General features: G+C 60.6%; 17 protein-coding genes. 8 read left to right on the forward strand and 9 right to left on the reverse strand.

Annotated elements, in window-relative coordinates:
* Positions 1-27 precede the first annotated feature (27 nt).
* Complete coding sequence (locus tag ACR3FE_RS04950; protein WP_458205933.1) at positions 28-498, reverse strand: GNAT family N-acetyltransferase; 471 nt, start codon at positions 496-498, stop codon at positions 28-30.
* A gap of 159 nt (positions 499-657) precedes the next feature.
* Positions 658-1,623, reverse strand: coding sequence for a ribose 1,5-bisphosphate isomerase (locus tag ACR3FE_RS04955; protein WP_458205934.1), 966 nt, complete (start codon positions 1,621-1,623; stop codon positions 658-660).
* A 310-nt stretch (positions 1,624-1,933) separates the two neighbouring features.
* Between ACR3FE_RS04955 and ACR3FE_RS04960 the strand changes: the two genes are divergently transcribed.
* Positions 1,934-2,359, forward strand: a complete 426-nt coding sequence (locus ACR3FE_RS04960) for a phosphate-starvation-inducible PsiE family protein (protein ID WP_458205936.1) — start codon at positions 1,934-1,936, stop codon at positions 2,357-2,359.
* Between the two features lie 35 nt (positions 2,360-2,394).
* Entirely contained in the window at positions 2,395-3,030 is a 636-nt protein-coding gene (deoC, locus tag ACR3FE_RS04965) for a deoxyribose-phosphate aldolase (RefSeq protein WP_458205938.1), read from the forward strand.
* A 26-nt stretch (positions 3,031-3,056) separates the two neighbouring features.
* On the opposite strand, the gene ACR3FE_RS04970 is transcribed toward deoC, so the two are convergent.
* Both ACR3FE_RS04970 and ACR3FE_RS04975 read right to left on the reverse strand, forming a co-directional pair.
* The gene (locus ACR3FE_RS04970) at positions 3,057-3,785 is read right to left on the reverse strand and encodes a mechanosensitive ion channel family protein (protein WP_458205939.1); all 729 of its coding nucleotides are present in this window, start codon (positions 3,783-3,785) and stop codon (positions 3,057-3,059) included.
* A 265-nt stretch (positions 3,786-4,050) separates the two neighbouring features.
* The gene (locus ACR3FE_RS04975) at positions 4,051-4,236 is read right to left on the reverse strand and encodes a hypothetical protein (RefSeq protein WP_458205940.1); all 186 of its coding nucleotides are present in this window, start codon (positions 4,234-4,236) and stop codon (positions 4,051-4,053) included.
* Between ACR3FE_RS04975 and ACR3FE_RS04980 the strand changes: the two genes are divergently transcribed.
* From ACR3FE_RS04980 to ACR3FE_RS04990, 3 genes are all read left to right on the forward strand, one after another.
* Positions 4,222-5,475, forward strand: coding sequence for a tRNA (N(6)-L-threonylcarbamoyladenosine(37)-C(2))-methylthiotransferase (locus tag ACR3FE_RS04980; RefSeq protein ID WP_458205942.1), 1,254 nt, complete (start codon positions 4,222-4,224; stop codon positions 5,473-5,475). The genes ACR3FE_RS04975 and ACR3FE_RS04980 overlap by 15 nt on opposite strands.
* A 221-nt stretch (positions 5,476-5,696) precedes the next feature.
* On the forward strand, positions 5,697-7,115 hold the full coding sequence (locus ACR3FE_RS04985; RefSeq protein ID WP_458205944.1) for a C2 family cysteine protease: 1,419 nt from the start codon (positions 5,697-5,699) through the stop codon (positions 7,113-7,115).
* 136 nt (positions 7,116-7,251) lie between these two features.
* The gene (locus ACR3FE_RS04990) at positions 7,252-8,193 is read left to right on the forward strand and encodes a hypothetical protein (RefSeq protein WP_458205946.1); all 942 of its coding nucleotides are present in this window, start codon (positions 7,252-7,254) and stop codon (positions 8,191-8,193) included.
* A 468-nt stretch (positions 8,194-8,661) separates the two neighbouring features.
* Here the strand turns inward: ACR3FE_RS04990 and ACR3FE_RS04995 are convergent, their stop codons facing one another.
* The 4 genes from ACR3FE_RS04995 to ACR3FE_RS05010 all read right to left on the reverse strand — a co-directional run bounded on the left by ACR3FE_RS04995 (position 8,662) and on the right by ACR3FE_RS05010 (position 11,716).
* The gene (locus ACR3FE_RS04995; protein WP_458205948.1) at positions 8,662-9,111 is read right to left on the reverse strand and encodes a plastocyanin/azurin family copper-binding protein; all 450 of its coding nucleotides are present in this window, start codon (positions 9,109-9,111) and stop codon (positions 8,662-8,664) included.
* A 76-nt stretch (positions 9,112-9,187) separates the two neighbouring features.
* Positions 9,188-10,123 carry a cation diffusion facilitator family transporter gene (locus ACR3FE_RS05000; RefSeq protein WP_458205950.1) on the reverse strand — a complete coding sequence of 312 codons (936 nt, stop codon included), beginning with the start codon at positions 10,121-10,123 and terminating at the stop codon, positions 9,188-9,190.
* Positions 10,124-10,344: 221 nt separating this feature from the next.
* Entirely contained in the window at positions 10,345-10,872 is a 528-nt protein-coding gene (locus ACR3FE_RS05005) for an HIT family protein (RefSeq protein ID WP_458205951.1), read from the reverse strand.
* Between the two features lie 652 nt (positions 10,873-11,524).
* Positions 11,525-11,716, reverse strand: coding sequence for a hypothetical protein (locus tag ACR3FE_RS05010; RefSeq protein WP_458205953.1), 192 nt, complete (start codon positions 11,714-11,716; stop codon positions 11,525-11,527).
* A gap of 84 nt (positions 11,717-11,800) precedes the next feature.
* Between ACR3FE_RS05010 and ACR3FE_RS05015 the strand changes: the two genes are divergently transcribed.
* The 3 genes from ACR3FE_RS05015 to ACR3FE_RS05025 all read left to right on the forward strand — a co-directional run bounded on the left by ACR3FE_RS05015 (position 11,801) and on the right by ACR3FE_RS05025 (position 14,559).
* Positions 11,801-12,478 (forward strand): potassium channel family protein, encoded by a 678-nt coding sequence (locus ACR3FE_RS05015; RefSeq protein ID WP_458205954.1) that lies wholly within the window; start codon positions 11,801-11,803, stop codon positions 12,476-12,478.
* A 1-nt stretch (position 12,479) separates the two neighbouring features.
* The gene (locus ACR3FE_RS05020) at positions 12,480-14,153 is read left to right on the forward strand and encodes a TrkH family potassium uptake protein (protein WP_458205956.1); all 1,674 of its coding nucleotides are present in this window, start codon (positions 12,480-12,482) and stop codon (positions 14,151-14,153) included.
* Between the two features lie 205 nt (positions 14,154-14,358).
* A complete protein-coding gene (locus ACR3FE_RS05025) occupies positions 14,359-14,559 on the forward strand; it encodes a DUF7835 family putative zinc beta-ribbon protein (RefSeq protein WP_458205958.1) in 201 nt (66 codons plus the stop codon).
* A gap of 209 nt (positions 14,560-14,768) precedes the next feature.
* Here the strand turns inward: ACR3FE_RS05025 and map are convergent, their stop codons facing one another.
* On the reverse strand, positions 14,769-15,665 hold the full coding sequence (gene map, locus ACR3FE_RS05030) for a type II methionyl aminopeptidase (RefSeq protein WP_458205959.1): 897 nt from the start codon (positions 15,663-15,665) through the stop codon (positions 14,769-14,771).
* Positions 15,666-15,707: the final 42 nt, after the last annotated feature.

Below are 15,707 nucleotides of genomic sequence, written 5' to 3' on the forward strand. Positions count from 1 at the left end.
TCTCTCCGTACGAGACCGGATTCGCACCTACTCCCGGCGATGAACCATCCAGGCCAGCGGTTCCGGTTCGCCGTCCGGGTGGTCGACCGCCTCGTCCGCCACGTGGAACCCACAGGACTCGTAGAAGGGAACCAACCCCTCACGAGCTAACAACGACAGTGAGACATCCTGCAAGCGAGGATGCTCACGGACGGCAGTAAGGAACTCCTGTCCGATTCCCTGCCCACGATGGTCGGCTCTGACGATGACGTCGTAGACCATCGCGTAGTAGACGTAGTCGGTGAGTATCCGAGCGGAGCCGACCGGCTTACCCTGGCCACTTTCATCCCTGTCGTGTTCACTCCCACCGCCCTCGCCATCTTTGCGGATGAGGACGACCTCGTCCGTGTTTCGAAGCGCACGGCGAACGTCGGCCTCGTCACGGTCGTCCCACCACTCGTACTCCCGGTACAGTTCGAGCAACTCCTCGGCGGTCGCCCCGTACTCGACGATAGCCATGCATCAACTGTCGGAGAAGACGGAGAAGTATCTTGGGTGGCAGTGGGAGGGAGTGACGTGAAAACCGAACGGGAACGCGGTGACGTAGGAACGACGAGACGACGATATGGATATTTCAGGAAACTGGCATCGTTGGAATACTCGATCGGTGATAGACCCTCACGACTCCTTCTCGTCCCACGGTTCGCCACCCTGCTGGTCGCCGAACAACTCGCGCATCAGGGTGACGATGCTCTCGGGGGGAAACTGGCCGCGCTCGGTGACGATGGCGTCCACGTACCGGGGTGGAGTCACGTCGAACGCCGGATTCTCGACGGTCACGTCGCCGACTTCCGGGCGTTCCTCGTCGGGAAGTATCTCGCGTTCGTCGCGCATCTCGATCTCGACGGTGTGGCCCGTCATCGTGCCCGGATGGAGCTTCAGGGTCTGTGCCGCGACCATGATGGGGACGCCGCGTTCGCGGGCGTTCACCGCCAGCCCGGAGGTACCGATCTTGTTGATGACGCTCCCGTCGGCGGCGATGGAATCCGCACCGACGAGCACGTGGTCGGCGTCGTCCAGATATCGGCGGGCCGCGTTGTCCACGATGAGGGTGACGGGGACGCCCCAGTCGCGGAGTTGCCGGGCGGTGATGTGACCCTGCTTTCGCGGGCGCGTCTCCTTGACGATGGCGCTGATCTCCTTGCCGTCGTCCAGCGCGTGGCGCACGCAGGACAGGGCGTCCGTCGAGTGACAGTGGGTCATGATGGTGTCGCCGTCGCGGAGACGGTTCGCGCCAATCTGTCCGAGGTTGGCCTGCGCCTGGCCGAGTTCGCGTCGGAACTCCTCAACGCTCGCCAGGACGCTTTCGCGGAGTTCTTCGACGCTGGTGCCGGTCATCCCCCGGAGGACGTATCGCAGGGCGTTCGGAAGACTCACCGCGGTCGGGCGAGTCTCGTGGAGTTGGCGCGCCGCCATCCGGATCTCGGCCCGGAAGGCGTCCGGCGAATCGGCGTCACTCGCTGCCGCCTGTTCGCCGAGTGCCGCCGCCGCGGCGTCCGCGATGGTCGCCGCGCCGCGAATCTCCATCTCGGCGATGTCGTCCGCGGCGTCGGTGACGGCGGGGTGGACTTCGGGGTGTTCCATGCTAACTGGTACACGACGGAGCGGTAAAAATAGTCGTGTGCCCGTCACAGCGGTTGCTCGGCTATGCGTCGGAAGTCGTCGATGATGCGTCGGAAGTCGTCGACAACGTATTGGAAGTCGCTGACGTTGCGTCGAGATAGCTCGACCCAGAACGAGACGGATAGTACATATCAGTACATTCCAGTACATGAATCTGGCCAGTACATGATAGTTCGAACCAGTACATCCCAGTACAAATTGAGCATGGAAAGGGGTCGAACGGCGTCGAAACCAGCGGAAACGATACGTTCGTCGCGGTCGCACGGTGGCTATGGACTTCGACGCACCGGTGGCGTACTCGGAGACGGTGATGCGCGCCGCCGAACTCGTCGCGGCCTATCTTCTCGTCGGACTGTTCATCGTCGGGTTGGTGGATTTCGGCGTCCTCGCGTTCGAACTCGCACGCTCTGGACGGATCACCGACCCGCGCACGCTCATCGAACTCCTCGACGTCATCCTGCTGTTGTTCATCGTCGCCGAGATCTTTCGGACGGTTCTCGCCTACGTCGAATCGGAAGGCGAGGTACAGGTCGTCAGGGCGGTCGTGTACGCCGGGATCATCGCGATCGTTCGGAAGGCCATCACGTTTCGAACCGACGACTTCCCGACGTACGTCGACGCTGCGACCGCCGCCTTTTCGTACACACTCCTGCTCGTCGGACTGGCGCTCGTCCTGTTGGTCTCGTCACGTCGATAGCGGGTTTTTTACCTCCCGATGACATCCGCCCCGCTATGAACGAAACGGAACTCGCTGCAAAGATCGACCACACGGTGCTGGGGCCGGAGACGACCCCCCAAGACGTAGAAGGAGTGATGGACGAGGCCGCGGAGTACGGCATGAACGCCTGCGTACCGCCCTGCTACGTTTCGGAGGCGAACGAACGCGCACCCGACGTGACGCTCGCCACCGTCGTCGGGTTTCCGCACGGTCAGCACGCGACCGATGCCAAACACGAAGAGGCGGTCGGCGCGTGGGACGAGGGGGCGGACGAACTGGACATGGTCATCAACGTCGGGCGACTGAAAGCAGACCAACACGACGCGGTACGAGCCGACATCGAGGAGGTCGTCGCCGCGGTTCCGATACCGGTGAAAGTCATCATCGAGACCGCACTGCTGACCGACGAGGAGAAACACGACGCCTGCCGACTGGCGAAGGAGGCCGACGCGACGTTCGTCAAGACATCGACCGGATTCGCCGATGGCGGTGCCGAGATCGAAGACGTCGAGCTGATGGCCGAATACCTTCCGGTCAAGGCGAGCGGTGGTATCGGCGACTACGAGAAAGCGAAAGCGATGCTCGACGCTGGCGCGGAGCGAATCGGTGCGAGCAGCGGTGTGGAAATCGTAACCGATTTCCGCGGCTAGTCGTGTTCAGGTAGTGGTTCTCGCGCTCAGTCGTCGTCACCCGGTTGCGGACTCGGCGTTCCCTGCTGCGCACTGGTCATCCAGTTATCGATGTGTTCTGCCACGTAGTCTCTGCCACCCCAACCGAAGGCGACACCAACGCCGATGGCGATGGCCGCGGCGAGGCCCCACGCGAGCGCCCGCGCGAAGACGTACAGGATACCCACGTCGATTCCCATCGTGTCGAGACCGATGACGATGGCGGTGAAGTACAGGAACATCCGAGTTCCGCTGGCGAACCACTGAGTGTAGGCGGTGTGGGTCGCCGCTCGGGTCCGCATGATGGCGTCACCGATGAAGTCGGCGACCACGAACCCGATGACGATGACGAGCAGTCCGGCGATGAACGCCGGGAGGTACGAGACAGCGGTGGCAACCCACTCCGAGAGTGTCGCAATTGCCAGGACATTCGCAGCGGCGAGGATGGCCAGCGCGTAGATGAACCACGCGGTGAGTTTGCCGAACGCACCCGATACCGCACTTTCTGTTCCACCGAGCATCCGACCCAGCGGCGTATCGAGTACCATCCTGTCGAGTTCGATTCGATCTGCAAGTCTACGGACGACTGCCGCTGCACCGCGACCGATAACCCATCCGACGAGGAGGATGAGGATGGCACCGACCAGTCGAGGTAACAGTGCGATGAACCCCGCAATCGGGTCTTGAAGCCATTGCGGCAGTCCTCCTAGCTGTAGTACTGTTTGCGTGTATGTCATGGTTATTCTCTTCCAGGCAGTTCGGTCGTGCCCGGTTCTTCTGGAAGAAGGTACTACAGCCAGTTTGTTGTTGACCGCCTGAATCGAGTCGGTATCTGAGTAACGGAGGATGAACGACGGAGACTTCCGGACCGGATTCTGCGTCGATAGCACGGAAAAACCGACCGGAGTTAAAACGAAAGATGCGCGTACAAACTCCACAGACGGTGGTTTCTCGAAATCGACACGAGTGATTAATTACGCCCGGCTGTGACCGTTTTGCGGTTCACGGTTCTCCGGGCGCGTACAGCATCCGCGACTCCCCTAGCGATTCCGTAAGCGCGAACAGGGTCCCGTCACCCACTGCGAGGCCCTGTCGAGCGTGCATGCCAAGGTCGTGTTTCCAGCCGAGCGCAACCGTCGCCCTTTTGCTCGCGTAGCCGAAACTCCCGTCCGAATGGCCCGGTATCACATCGAGACGTACGGGTGTACCTCGAACCGCGGCGAGAGCCGTCAGATAGAGTCCGCACTCCGCGACGCGGGCCACTACCCAGTCGAGACACCCGAGCAGGCTGACGTCGCCATCATGAACACCTGCACCGTCGTCGAGAAGACGGAGCGCAACATGATTCGCCGGGCCAAAGAACTCGAATCGGAGACGGCAGACCTCATCATCACGGGGTGTATGGCGCTGGCACAGGGTGAGGAGTTCCAGACCGAAGGCGTGGACGCCCAGATCCTCCACTGGGACGACGTCCCCACGGCAGTGACGAACGGGGAGTGTCCCACGCCGGGGCCGGGCGTCGAACCCGTCTTGGATGGCGTGGTCGGCATCCTCCCCATCGCTCGCGGCTGTATGTCCGACTGCTCGTACTGCATCACGAAGCACGCAACGGGGAAGATCGACTCCCCCTCGGTGGAAGAGAACGTCGAGAAGGCTCGTGCGCTCGTCCACGCAGGCGCGAAGGAACTCCGGATCACGGGACAGGACACTGGCGTCTATGGGTGGGACACGGGCGAGCGAAAACTGCACGTCCTGCTCGACCGCATCTGCAACGAGATCGATGGTGAGTTTCGCGTCCGAGTTGGGATGGCCAACCCGAAGGGCGTCCACGGGATCCGCGACGACCTCGCACAGGTGTTCGCCGAAAACGACGAACTCTACAACTTCATCCACGCGCCGGTACAGTCAGGGTCGAACACCGTGCTCGGCGACATGCGGAGACAGCATCAGGTGAGCGAGTACGTAGACATCGTCGAGACGTTCGACGAGTATCTCGACTACTGGACGCTGTCGACGGACTTCATCGTCGGCTTCCCGACCGAAACCGACGACGACCACGAACAGAGCATGGCGCTCCTGCGCGAAACCCGCCCCGAGAAGATCAACGTCACCCGGTTTTCGAAGCGCCCCAACACGGACGCCGCGAAGATGAAGGGTCTGAACGGCGCGATAAAGAAAGAGCGTTCGAAGGCGATGTCCGAGTTGAAGATGGACATCGTCGGTGCGGCCTACGAGGAGATGGTCGGAACCGAAAAGCGCGTGATTGTCGTCGAGGAGGGAACCGGCGACTCCGTGAAGTGCCGAGACGAAGCGTACCGGCAGATCATCGTCCAGAACGCTTCCGACTATGGCATCGAACCCGGCGACTTCCTCGACGTGGAGATAACGAGCCATCAGACGGTGTACGCTTTCGGCGAACCGGTCTGATTATCGTCGACCGAACCCTCCGCCCTATTTTATTCTAGTTTTGAAGAATAAATTGTAGAAGAGATGCGAACGATACTGTCAGTGAACGGTCCAGTCAGTCCTCTGTCGTCGTGCGATTTCCACGCCGTTTCTCGAAGTCGCTCGAATACTCTACGCACATACGACAGATACATAACATTATATCCTCACGAATCATAATTATGTATTTGTGGAGTAAGACTATGAATGACAAGAAACTGGTTAAAGAAGTCGAGTCTATCGGAGTCAGCAACCCATACGCACTGGCCGAACTCATCGAAGACGAAGAGATAGAGTGGGACGAGATGGAGGACGTCGAAGGGTTCCTCGAATCGACCCTCGGAACCTCGTACGACGAACTGTTCGACCCGAAATATGGTTCACCGCTGTACGCCGGTCTCACCCTCACTGAAGACAACACCGTAGAACGGATGTCTCCCGATGAGATGAAACGCGAGAAGATGGAGACGGAAGCGGACACCCTCACACCCGACGTCGAGGTGTCCTCGGAACCCGACACCGAGATGCCATCGTCGGTCGGCACGCTCCCATCGGAGGTACGCGAACTCCTCGTCGGTTCGCCGCGAAAAGAAGACGACGAAGTTGCCATGGACGGCGGGATGTCGCTCGATGCCGACGTCTCCGTCGAGGAAACCACAGAACCGACGCTGGAACGACTGGATGACGAAGCGAGCACCGACATCGAAGTCGAAGTGACCGACGTCGGCCCAGAAGTGAAATCGATGCAGTCGAAGACCGAACTCACGACCGATCTGGAACGGACCGTGAGTGTCGGCTGGGAACCGCGCGGTATCGACTGGATCGACGCTGGAGAGTTCTTCAAACAGGGTGCAGAGCAGTTCGACCCGGTTCAGGGAGCCGTGGGTGACTGCTACCTCATCGCAGCACTCTCGGCGGTTGCGTGGACGAAACCATCGCTGATCCGCCACACGGCGTTCGCGGACACCGAAGAACACAAATCGTACTTCAGGTTCTTCGACGGCAGTTCGCCGCGATACGTCGTGGCAGGCGAGCGACTCCCCCTCCGCGAAGGGTCACACAACTTCGTCTACGCCCGCTCCGGCGAGCGTGAGGAAGTTTGGCCAGCCGTCTACGAGAAGGCGTACGCGAAGTGGAAGACCGGTGCGACCGACGACAAACCCGAGATACCCGCGATCAGTGGTGGTGACCCCGTCAGGGCGTGCGCCGAGATCGCCGGTTCGGGGCGGAAATACTACGGGACGAGAACCCGCAGTGGAAACCAGCTCTGGGATATCGTCCGAGGCAACTCCCGCGGCGCGAAGACCTTCAACCCGATGGTCGCGTGGACGTACCCGACCGACAACGCCGCACCGGACAACATCGACTACAGCTCCGCCGGTATCGTCGCGAACCACGCGTACACGGTGCTCGGATGGATGTACCGGAGCGGAAAGCGGTACATCGTCTGCCGGAACCCGTGGGGTCGCCACGAGGCGACGACCGGCGTCGTCGGTGGTAGCTACAGCTACATCGACGACGGTGCGTGGCGGTCGATCCCACTGGGCGAATCTGACGGTGTGTTCGCTATCGATGCCGACACGTTCAAGCGATACTTCGCTGGAATCGGCGTCAACGCGTGATCGGTCGGTCGAGTGATCGTGATCGGCGATATGCGTCGAGGGTCCGAGACGGCTACCCCGATGCTGACGGTTTTTCTCGTGAACTGGTTCGTGAAGTCCAGAAAACATATATCAAACAGAATGATACGTACGGGCGATGCCCTCCAACAGCAGACGTGCGTTCCTCGGCACCGTCAGTGCCGCACTCGTCGGCGTCACGGGGTGTCTCGGTGATACCTCGACCGGCGTGACCGACGAACCAGCTTCGACGGCATCCACCCAAACTACTCAGAAAACGACCACGCGGGGGACGACGAGTGATACCGCGTTTACGCTCCCCGAGTCCTCGATAAAAGAGTTCGACGGGATGCGTGTCGCCGTAGCAAACGTGACCGTCCAGAAATCAGTCGCCTACAAGTCGATAATGGGTTCCGGGGGCGTGCTCGCACCCGAGAATCGGCAGTTCGTCGTCGCCGCCGTCCAGAGTCGAACCGGGGCAACCGTCGGCGCGACCGGTGACCCGCCGTACGAGTCCTTCGAACTCGTCGTCGATGGCGATGTGTATCCGGCCACCGAGATCGAGCCTCGAACGACGGGAGCCTACACCAGGTCGCTCGCCGGACGCGGCCAGACTCGATACGGCGCATCCTACGCGAGCGAGGGGTCGGTCGGCTGGATAGCATTCGAACCGCCGTCACCACTCGAAGCGGACGAAGCGACGATTCGTTGTCGACCCGGTGGCGATTCAGCCGAATGGTCGATCCCCGACGAGCAGGTCGGCGTACTCCCCCGTCGCTCCCCGTCGTTCGAACTCCGGTCGTTCGAAGCGACGGTTCGAGAGGCGTCCGTCGAACTATCGCTCGTTGCTGAAAACGTCTCACAGGTCGACGGTCGATTCCTCGCGGCGGTCTACTGGCCGACGTCCGGCATCGCGGACGACGACGAATCGACTATCGTCGCCCGCTCTGTCGCTGCTGGCGATCGCATCGAGTGGGCGAAATCCTTCAAAACGAGGTACTCCGGTGGCCAGGATGGAACGGTGACTGCCAGAGTCGAAGGCGTCGTCACCGGAGAAAAAACGGTCGATCTCGGAACCTGACGGAAGGACAACGACCCAGTCGTTACCAGACACCTTGCTCCCTGTCGAGGAGCGTCACGATAACGACGTGCGGGAGCGTCAATCCCGCAAGAAAGACGACAACCAACCGATGCGGTCGACACCACCGGGTCGGAAGTTTCCGACGAGAAGCGTCGCGACGTGCCGATAGATTCGAGGAAACGCGAGCAACGGAACCAACATCGGGAGGCCACCACGAACCACGATCAGAGGGAGGATGGTCGGTGATTTACAGCGGGACGGTAGGTATCGATTTCTCGTGAACCAGTGGAGACAGTTCAGCGGTGAAACTGTTCGAAATCGGAAAACTACTCCACGGTGACAATTTCCTTCATTCCGAGAATCCGGTGTGGAGTGTAGACGTGTTCGGGTCTCCCAGGCACGCTAAACGTGAATAGTACTCGTAACCAACGTCGTGGGTCGCGTCGTCGCTCGGTCGTCCGTGGACGATCATCCGTCATTCGAGACGGTCACCGTTCCGACCATCCCGGCGGCTTCGTGTGGCTGACAGACGTATTCGTACTCGCCGAGCGTGTCGAAGGTGTGGACGTAGCGGTAACCGTCGTTGTAGATCTTCGAAGCCTTCCCCGGCGTGCCGCTCCAGTCGGCGCCGTCGGGTTGGTCTTCGACCACGATGTTGTGGTTGTGCGAGTGCCACTCCCACGCGACCGTGATGCCGGGCGTGACCGTGATGTCTTCCGGTTCGAAAGAGAGACCGCCATCGGGACCGACCGACACCGTCGTGTCCGCTTCTGAGTCGTCGCCGTTCGTTCCGGCCTGTCCGCCTGCGAGACAGCCAGCGAGTGTGATACCGGCGAGCGTCGCGCCGGTTGCTTTCAGGATCGTTCGTCGGTCGTGCGTTCGACCGCTCTGCAATCGGGTGTCGAAATCTGGGGCCATCGGTAATGTGAATCGACCAACACCTCGTCAGCAAAAGATACCGATAGTCGATTCTCAGTACGTGAAAACCGCATCGTCAGTTCCCATCTCCGTCGCGGAGTGGGGTTTCGGCCAATCTGTCCGCTTCGGCGTCGGACTTCCACTCGCCGAGTTCTTTCGGGTCGACGTGGACGAACACGTCGTCTACTTCGGGGATGTCGCGGATGGTGTCCATGACGTCGGTTTCGATGTCGTGGGCTTCGATGAGCGTTCGATCACCCTCGACTTCGATGTGCATGCTCACGTCGATCTCCGGGCCGACGTAGTGGGCGATGACGTCGTGGACGCCCTCCACCTCGGGGTGGGCGAGTGCCCGCTGGACGATATCCGCCCGGAGGTCTTCGGGCGGAGCGCGACCAACGAGGTAGTCAACATTGTCTTCGACGATCTCCCACCCGGTGTAGAGGATGCCGAACGAGACGACACCCGCCGCGATGGGATCAAGTGCCGGAACGCCGAACCGAGCGCCGAGCACGCCGACGAGTGCTGCCGAGACGGTGAGGATGTCGTTGCGGTTGTCCAGCGCCGTCGCAATCACGGCTGGAGAGCGGGCTTGCTCTCCGATCCGGATGCAGTACCGGTAGAGACCGTATTTGACGATACCCGTGCCGACGAGCACGCCGACCGCCAGCGGACTCGACGTCACAGTGATATCACCGGAGAGGATAGAGGTGATCGCACTCCAGAGCACGAACGCACCCGCCGCGAACACGCCGAGCGCGACGAGCAGCGAGACGAACGGTTCGATCCGCTCGTGGCCGTGCGGATGCTCGAAGTCGGGCGGTCGCGTGGTCAGATAGAGTCCGGCGAGGACGACGATGCTGTAGACCACGTCTGAGAGGCTGTTGACAGCCTCGGAACCGATCGCGAGACTTCCGGTCTGGAGCCAGACGAAGCCTTTGGCGAGCGCCAGTACGACGTTCACAACGAGGACGATGATTCCCGCTGAGCGGATGGCTCGTGACCGGTTCATCACGAGAACGTTCGTACTCCAAAGAAAAGGGCGTATCGCTCGGGTCGTTCGTCAGCAGTCGGAACAGCAGGTACCGCCTGCACAGCAGTGAACGACGACGTGGTCGGCGTCGGGACAGCAATCGGAAGCGCGTTCTGACACGCAGCAATCGTCGAACATGGCACACTGTCGGAGGCGCTGGTCGAGGACAAACTGTCACTGCTAGTAGCGAACTGTTCCATCTAAAAGCGGACTGCGCCATCTTCAGGAACCGTCGCACCGTCCTGCTCGGCGAACGCGGCGTGGAGTCGGTCGTAGGTGTCGTCCAGCCCTTCGACGATCACCTTCGTGTCGGCGATGACGGGCATGAAGTTCGTGTCGCCCGTCCAGCGCGGGACGATGTGCGTGTGGAGGTGGTCGATGGAGCCGCCGCTTCCCTCGCCGATGTTCAATCCAGCGTTGAAACCGTCCGGTGAGAAGGCGCTTTCGAGTGCGTCGAAGGTTCGCTGTTTGAGTCGACCGTGGCCCAACAGCACTTCGTCGTCCAGTTCGCGGAAGTCTGCGGTGTGCTGGTCGGGGATGACCATGACGTGCCCCGGATTGTAGGGGTAGTTGTTCAACATCACGACGGCGTGGTCGTTGCGCGCGACGACGAGATACTCGCGGTCGGCATCGCGATCGGGAAATTCGCAGAACACGCAATCTACGTCGGAATCTCCCTTCTCGCGTTCGACCCACTCGATCCGCCACGGCGCGAAGACCTCTTGCATGGACGGATATGTGGGTGGAGAGGGCTTTATGCTTTCAGTCTTCTTCGGCGGGTTGGTCCGTTTTGACGGGACGATTTCTTACGCACCGATGCTTCTACTGAAGAGGTAGTGTTCCGGAAAGCCCTCTTAAAAACTGACTCTGCCAACAAAAAGTCCCAGAAAGCCCTCGTGGGCTAGACTTGCCCTTTCAGTCCACCGTCTGAGCACGCTCTGACGAGCCCTCGCTCGCATTGCTCACGAGGACACCAGAAAATGGTACGGACGGGCTGGCGCGCTTCCGTGGTCGACAGGTGTGGACGCTCGGCGACTGGTCGGTCATGCATGCGGTGGCGCGAGGTCGTCGATGAACGAATGTGAGCGACGGCACGGAAGTCGCACGCCCGCGTGGTTCGAAAATCTCCGATTCTCGTCATCACGAAAGCGAATGCGAGCAGGAACGTCCACAAGAACTGATCAGAAATCGAAGATTTCTGATGACGTCTTCCGGTGGTCGACCGCCCGGGGGCTTTCGAGGACACCGTCACTGCGGTAATTCGTTCATCTCAGAGAAAGCGTCCAAGCTTATGTACTATTATCTCCCAAAATGTACTGAAATGTACTGACCTGAAACCACCACGGGCACGCACAGAGGAGAAGTATCTATGAACAAAAATCACGTTTCGAATCCGATATCGGCGGTTAAAGCATGTTTAACGACTTCATAATCATGAGCGATTCGAATCTCAACGGTGATAGCGACGACCGCGACGCCGCCAACCACCGCCAACCACGCCGCACCGAACGCCATCACATTCCCATTCTGCACGTCTCCCCACGACCCGCACGTCACATCCGACGAGTTCATCATATGCCACGATTCGAACGCCACGTTTCGACGTTCGCACAACAGTATCTTTTCAAATGCTGGCTTCGGACAGGGGGGTAACGAATGTACATCATCATCGTCGGCGCAGGCGACATCGGCTCGCAACTCATCAGCATTGCGACCCAGAACGACAACGACGTGGTGGTCATCGAGAAAGACGCGGAGCGTGCCGAGCGCGCCTCGATGCAGTTCGACTGTCTCGTCTTGCACGACGACGCGACGATCATCGACACGCTCGAAGAGGCGGGCGCAGACCGGGCCGACGCGCTCATCAGCACGACCGACCAGGACGCGACGAACATCATGGTCTGTCTCCTCGGGCAGGAACTCGAAGTACCGTCGCTGGTGTCGGTCGTCCACAACCCCGAGCACATGAACATCTTCCGCCAGATCGGCGTGAACGTCATCGAGAACCCCCAGCGCCTTATCGCGGAGTATCTCTACCGCGCCGTGAAACGCCCCTCCATCAAGGACTACATGAAGGTCGGCGACCGGGCGGAGGTGTTCGAGATTACGGTCGATTCCTACGCCCCAGTCGCCGGACTCACGCTGGCCGAGGCGGCGGACGAAGGCCTGTTCGAAGGGGGCATCCTCGTCGTCGCCATCGAACGGGACAACGAGGTCGTTACACCCCGTGGGAACACGACGATAGAGGGTGGCGACCTCGTCACCGTCTTCTCCGAACAGGGTGCGACGCCGGAGATGACGGACGTCTTCGGCCACTACGAGGACCACGACTGATATGCCCCGTCGCACGACGGTCGCCAGGGTTCCGGCAGACCTGGCTATCATCCTCCGAGATATCGGTGCGCTCGTACTGATGCAGGCCGCGCTGATGGGGTTCACCACCCTCCTCGCGCTCGCCTTCCGCGAGTTCTACGTAGCGCTCGCGTTTCTCGCGGCGGGAGGTATCACCGCCTCGGTCGGCGGTGCTGCCCGAAAAGTGTTCGAAGACGCACCGAACCCGGTGATGAAACACGGGATGGTCATCGCCGCCGGAGGGTGGTTCGCCACCGCCATCTTCGGGGCGCTTCCGTTCTTGCTGGCGGCACATCTGACGCCCGTTTCGGTGATGAACACGTACGTTCCTGCCGGAGCGAACTACGAACCGATCCAGGTGGGCGGGGCGACGACGATGTCGAGTCTGGCGTTCTTCCAGAACCCTCTACACGCGCTGTTCGAGAGCATGTCCGGCTGGACCGGTAGCGGGCTGACGATGGCAGTCCACGAACCGTCGCTGCCGCGAGCGATCCAGTGGTGGCGGTCGCTCATTCAGTGGGTCGGCGGCGTGGGCGTCATCGTCCTCACGACGGCGATCCTCGCTCGCCCAGGAAGTGGGAGTTACTCCCTCTACCGGGCGGAGACGCGAGAAGAGCGCATCCACCCGAGCATCATCCACACCGTCCAGACGGTGTGGCGCATCTTCCTCCTCTACACCATGCTCGCGGTCGTCGCGCTGTTCGTCGCGATCCGGTTGAGCGAACCACGATTGAGCCTCTTCGAGACGTTCTGGCAAGCACTGAACCACGCCATGACCGCCCTATCGACCGGCGGGTTCAGCGTCACGGACAACTCCATCCAGACCTACGATTCGCCGCTCATCGAAGGCGTCCTGCTCCCCATCATGACCCTCGGGGCCATCGCGTTTCCCATCCACTACGTGATACTCCACGACCGAGACGTGAAACAGCTGTACGCCGATCTCCAGACGCGCTGGCTGTTCGTCATCCTGATCGTCGGAACGCTCGTCTTGTCGGCTCAGAACGTCATCGCGCTCCCGGTCGCGAACGGAGCGTTCACCCAGCAGGGATGGCTCGGTCTCCAGACCCTCGGGTCGTCGCCGTTCGCTGGCGATGCGACCCGCGACTCTGTGTTCCAGTTCGTGAGCGCACTCACCTGCACAGGGTACCAGTCCTCGGATATCGGTGCGTGGAGTCCGGGCGGCAAGCTCATCGTCAGTGGTGCGATGGTGCTCGGTGGCGCGGCGGGAAGCACCGTCGGCGGTATCAAGATCATCCGGGGATACATGATCAGCAGGGGCATCCAGTGGGAGTTCTCTCGCGTGTTTCTTCCGTCGTCTGCGGTCGTCAACGCCCACATCGGAGACCGCGTCCTCGACCGAAACCAGATGTTCGAGGAGTTCAGCGAGGCAGCCATCGTGAGCATGCTCTGGCTCATCTTACTCATCTCGGCCAGCGTCGTCCTCGTGAACGTCGCCCCCGGTTTCGGCTACGCAGACGCGTTGTTCGAGGTCGCCAGCGCACAGGGCAACGTCGGCCTCTCGACCGGCATCACCGGGCCGACGATGTCACCGCTCGCTGAGGGAATGTTCGTCCTGAACATGTGGGTCGGACGGCTCGAAATCATTCCCGTCCTCGTATTTTTCCGCTCGACACTGTTCGGTCTCAATCCCTGACCAACTATATAACGTATTCGGCTGTTGTAGAGCGTTGCGCCATCATTAACAGTTCTCAGGCCAGGATAAACGAAATGGGACACTCTCGTTGCTTCAGAGGGGTGAATCGCAAGACTGCGCCCGAATAAACGGTTCGAACGCCATCCAACAGAGAGGGGTTTTTATGCTCCTGTCAGGGGAAGAAGGAACCGAGCAGGAAGTCACCATGGCAACAAAAAATCAGGGGTTCCAGGCGATCGTCGAACTGTGCGATAACTGTGGTCGCGAAACCTCACACGAGGTTTCAGTCGAGATCAGGACGGAGAGCAAGAAGAAAGAGAACGCCGAGTTCTCGCGTGAGCCGTACCGTGTCACCCAGTGCCAGACCTGCGGCGAGACCAAGAGCCAGCGGATGAACAACGCCTGAGTCGTTCGAGTGTGTACGGTCGATTTTCCTCACATCCGCGGTCGTTCTAGCTGGCTCCAGTGCGCTTGGCGTATCCCATCCAGCGTTCCGTGAACTTTCGTCCCGATAGCGTGGACGTTGGTTCAGAGAAAGTAGGATTCGTCGGTATATCGTGGCCGTTCGTCCGCCAGTACAGAATTGTCAGCTGAAACTAGTTGACAGCAGAGCGACTACCGTGTGAACACTTCACATCCGTCTTCCGTGACGATGACAGAGTGTTCTTTCTGGCTGACGAGACAGCCCTCTTCTTCCTTGAGTACCGGATAGCCGTGGACGACGTTCTGCATCTTCAGTCGGCGAAGCGCCATCTCGGGACGGGAGACGTCGAGCCACCGTGTTGCGAACGGAAGCGTTCGGAACTCCTCGGTGATCTGGTCGAGTGCCTGCCGGGCACTGCGGTCACGGACCGACGCCTCGCGTTCGAGTGCGAAGATCTCCTCCTCGGCTCCTTCTCCAACCTTCCCACTGCCGTCGGTGGCGAACGGTTCGATTGCGACGACGTCGCCAACCTCCAACTCGATGCCCTGCGAGACGGCGCGGTTCGGGATGTTCGGCTCGGTGTGCTGTTCGTAGTGGGCGAGACCGTGCCCCGAGAGGTTGACGACGGGGTTGTAGCCGTAGCCTTCGATGACGGACTCGATCTCGGCACCGACTTCACCCGTTTCGACGCCGGGGCCGACGACTTCGAGGGCTGCGTCCAACGCCTCGGCACTCGCTTCGGCGAGGTCATCGTGACCCGACAGATCGACCGTGATGGCGGTGTCCGCGAGCCAGCCATCGACGTGGACGCCGATATCGAGGTTGACCATATCCTCGCCGAACGTGCTGTCGTCGTCGATACTCGGCGTCGCGTGTGCCGCCTCCTCGTCGATGCTGATGTTCACTGGGAACGCGGGTTTACCGCCAAGTTCGCGGATCTTGTCTTCGGCGAATTCGGCGATTTCGAGGTGGCTCACACCGACGTCGACTCGTTCTGCGGTCTCTTCACGTACCTGTGCGAGAATCTCACCGGCCTCCCGGTGTTTTTCGTACTTCTCCGACGAGAGGTCGACTTCCTGTTCGCTCATGGCACGTACTTTGCCCGAATACCGGAAAGAGTTTGCGTTACA

This window comes from Haladaptatus rarus, assembly GCF_054177585.1.

What these genes read in the sequence shown, in the direction of transcription:
- ACR3FE_RS04995 (WP_458205948.1), bottom strand. Translation starts at nt 9,111, where the DNA reads ATGGCCCCAGATTTCGACACCCGATTGCAGAGCGGTCGAACGCACGAC.
- ACR3FE_RS05010 (WP_458205953.1), bottom strand. Translation starts at nt 11,716, where the DNA reads ATGAACTCGTCGGATGTGACGTGCGGGTCGTGGGGAGACGTGCAGAAT.
- ACR3FE_RS04960 (WP_458205936.1), top strand. Translation starts at nt 1,934, where the DNA reads ATGGACTTCGACGCACCGGTGGCGTACTCGGAGACGGTGATGCGCGCC.
- ACR3FE_RS05015 (WP_458205954.1), top strand. Translation starts at nt 11,801, where the DNA reads ATGTACATCATCATCGTCGGCGCAGGCGACATCGGCTCGCAACTCATC.
- ACR3FE_RS04950 (WP_458205933.1), bottom strand. Translation starts at nt 498, where the DNA reads ATGGCTATCGTCGAGTACGGGGCGACCGCCGAGGAGTTGCTCGAACTG.
- map (WP_458205959.1), bottom strand. Translation starts at nt 15,665, where the DNA reads ATGAGCGAACAGGAAGTCGACCTCTCGTCGGAGAAGTACGAAAAACAC.
- deoC (WP_458205938.1), top strand. Translation starts at nt 2,395, where the DNA reads ATGAACGAAACGGAACTCGCTGCAAAGATCGACCACACGGTGCTGGGG.
- ACR3FE_RS05005 (WP_458205951.1), bottom strand. Translation starts at nt 10,872, where the DNA reads ATGCAAGAGGTCTTCGCGCCGTGGCGGATCGAGTGGGTCGAACGCGAG.
- ACR3FE_RS04970 (WP_458205939.1), bottom strand. Translation starts at nt 3,785, where the DNA reads ATGACATACACGCAAACAGTACTACAGCTAGGAGGACTGCCGCAATGG.
- ACR3FE_RS04985 (WP_458205944.1), top strand. Translation starts at nt 5,697, where the DNA reads ATGAATGACAAGAAACTGGTTAAAGAAGTCGAGTCTATCGGAGTCAGC.
- ACR3FE_RS04955 (WP_458205934.1), bottom strand. Translation starts at nt 1,623, where the DNA reads ATGGAACACCCCGAAGTCCACCCCGCCGTCACCGACGCCGCGGACGAC.
- ACR3FE_RS04990 (WP_458205946.1), top strand. Translation starts at nt 7,252, where the DNA reads ATGCCCTCCAACAGCAGACGTGCGTTCCTCGGCACCGTCAGTGCCGCA.
- ACR3FE_RS05020 (WP_458205956.1), top strand. Translation starts at nt 12,480, where the DNA reads ATGCCCCGTCGCACGACGGTCGCCAGGGTTCCGGCAGACCTGGCTATC.
- ACR3FE_RS05025 (WP_458205958.1), top strand. Translation starts at nt 14,359, where the DNA reads ATGGCAACAAAAAATCAGGGGTTCCAGGCGATCGTCGAACTGTGCGAT.
- ACR3FE_RS05000 (WP_458205950.1), bottom strand. Translation starts at nt 10,123, where the DNA reads ATGAACCGGTCACGAGCCATCCGCTCAGCGGGAATCATCGTCCTCGTT.
- ACR3FE_RS04980 (WP_458205942.1), top strand. Translation starts at nt 4,222, where the DNA reads ATGGCCCGGTATCACATCGAGACGTACGGGTGTACCTCGAACCGCGGC.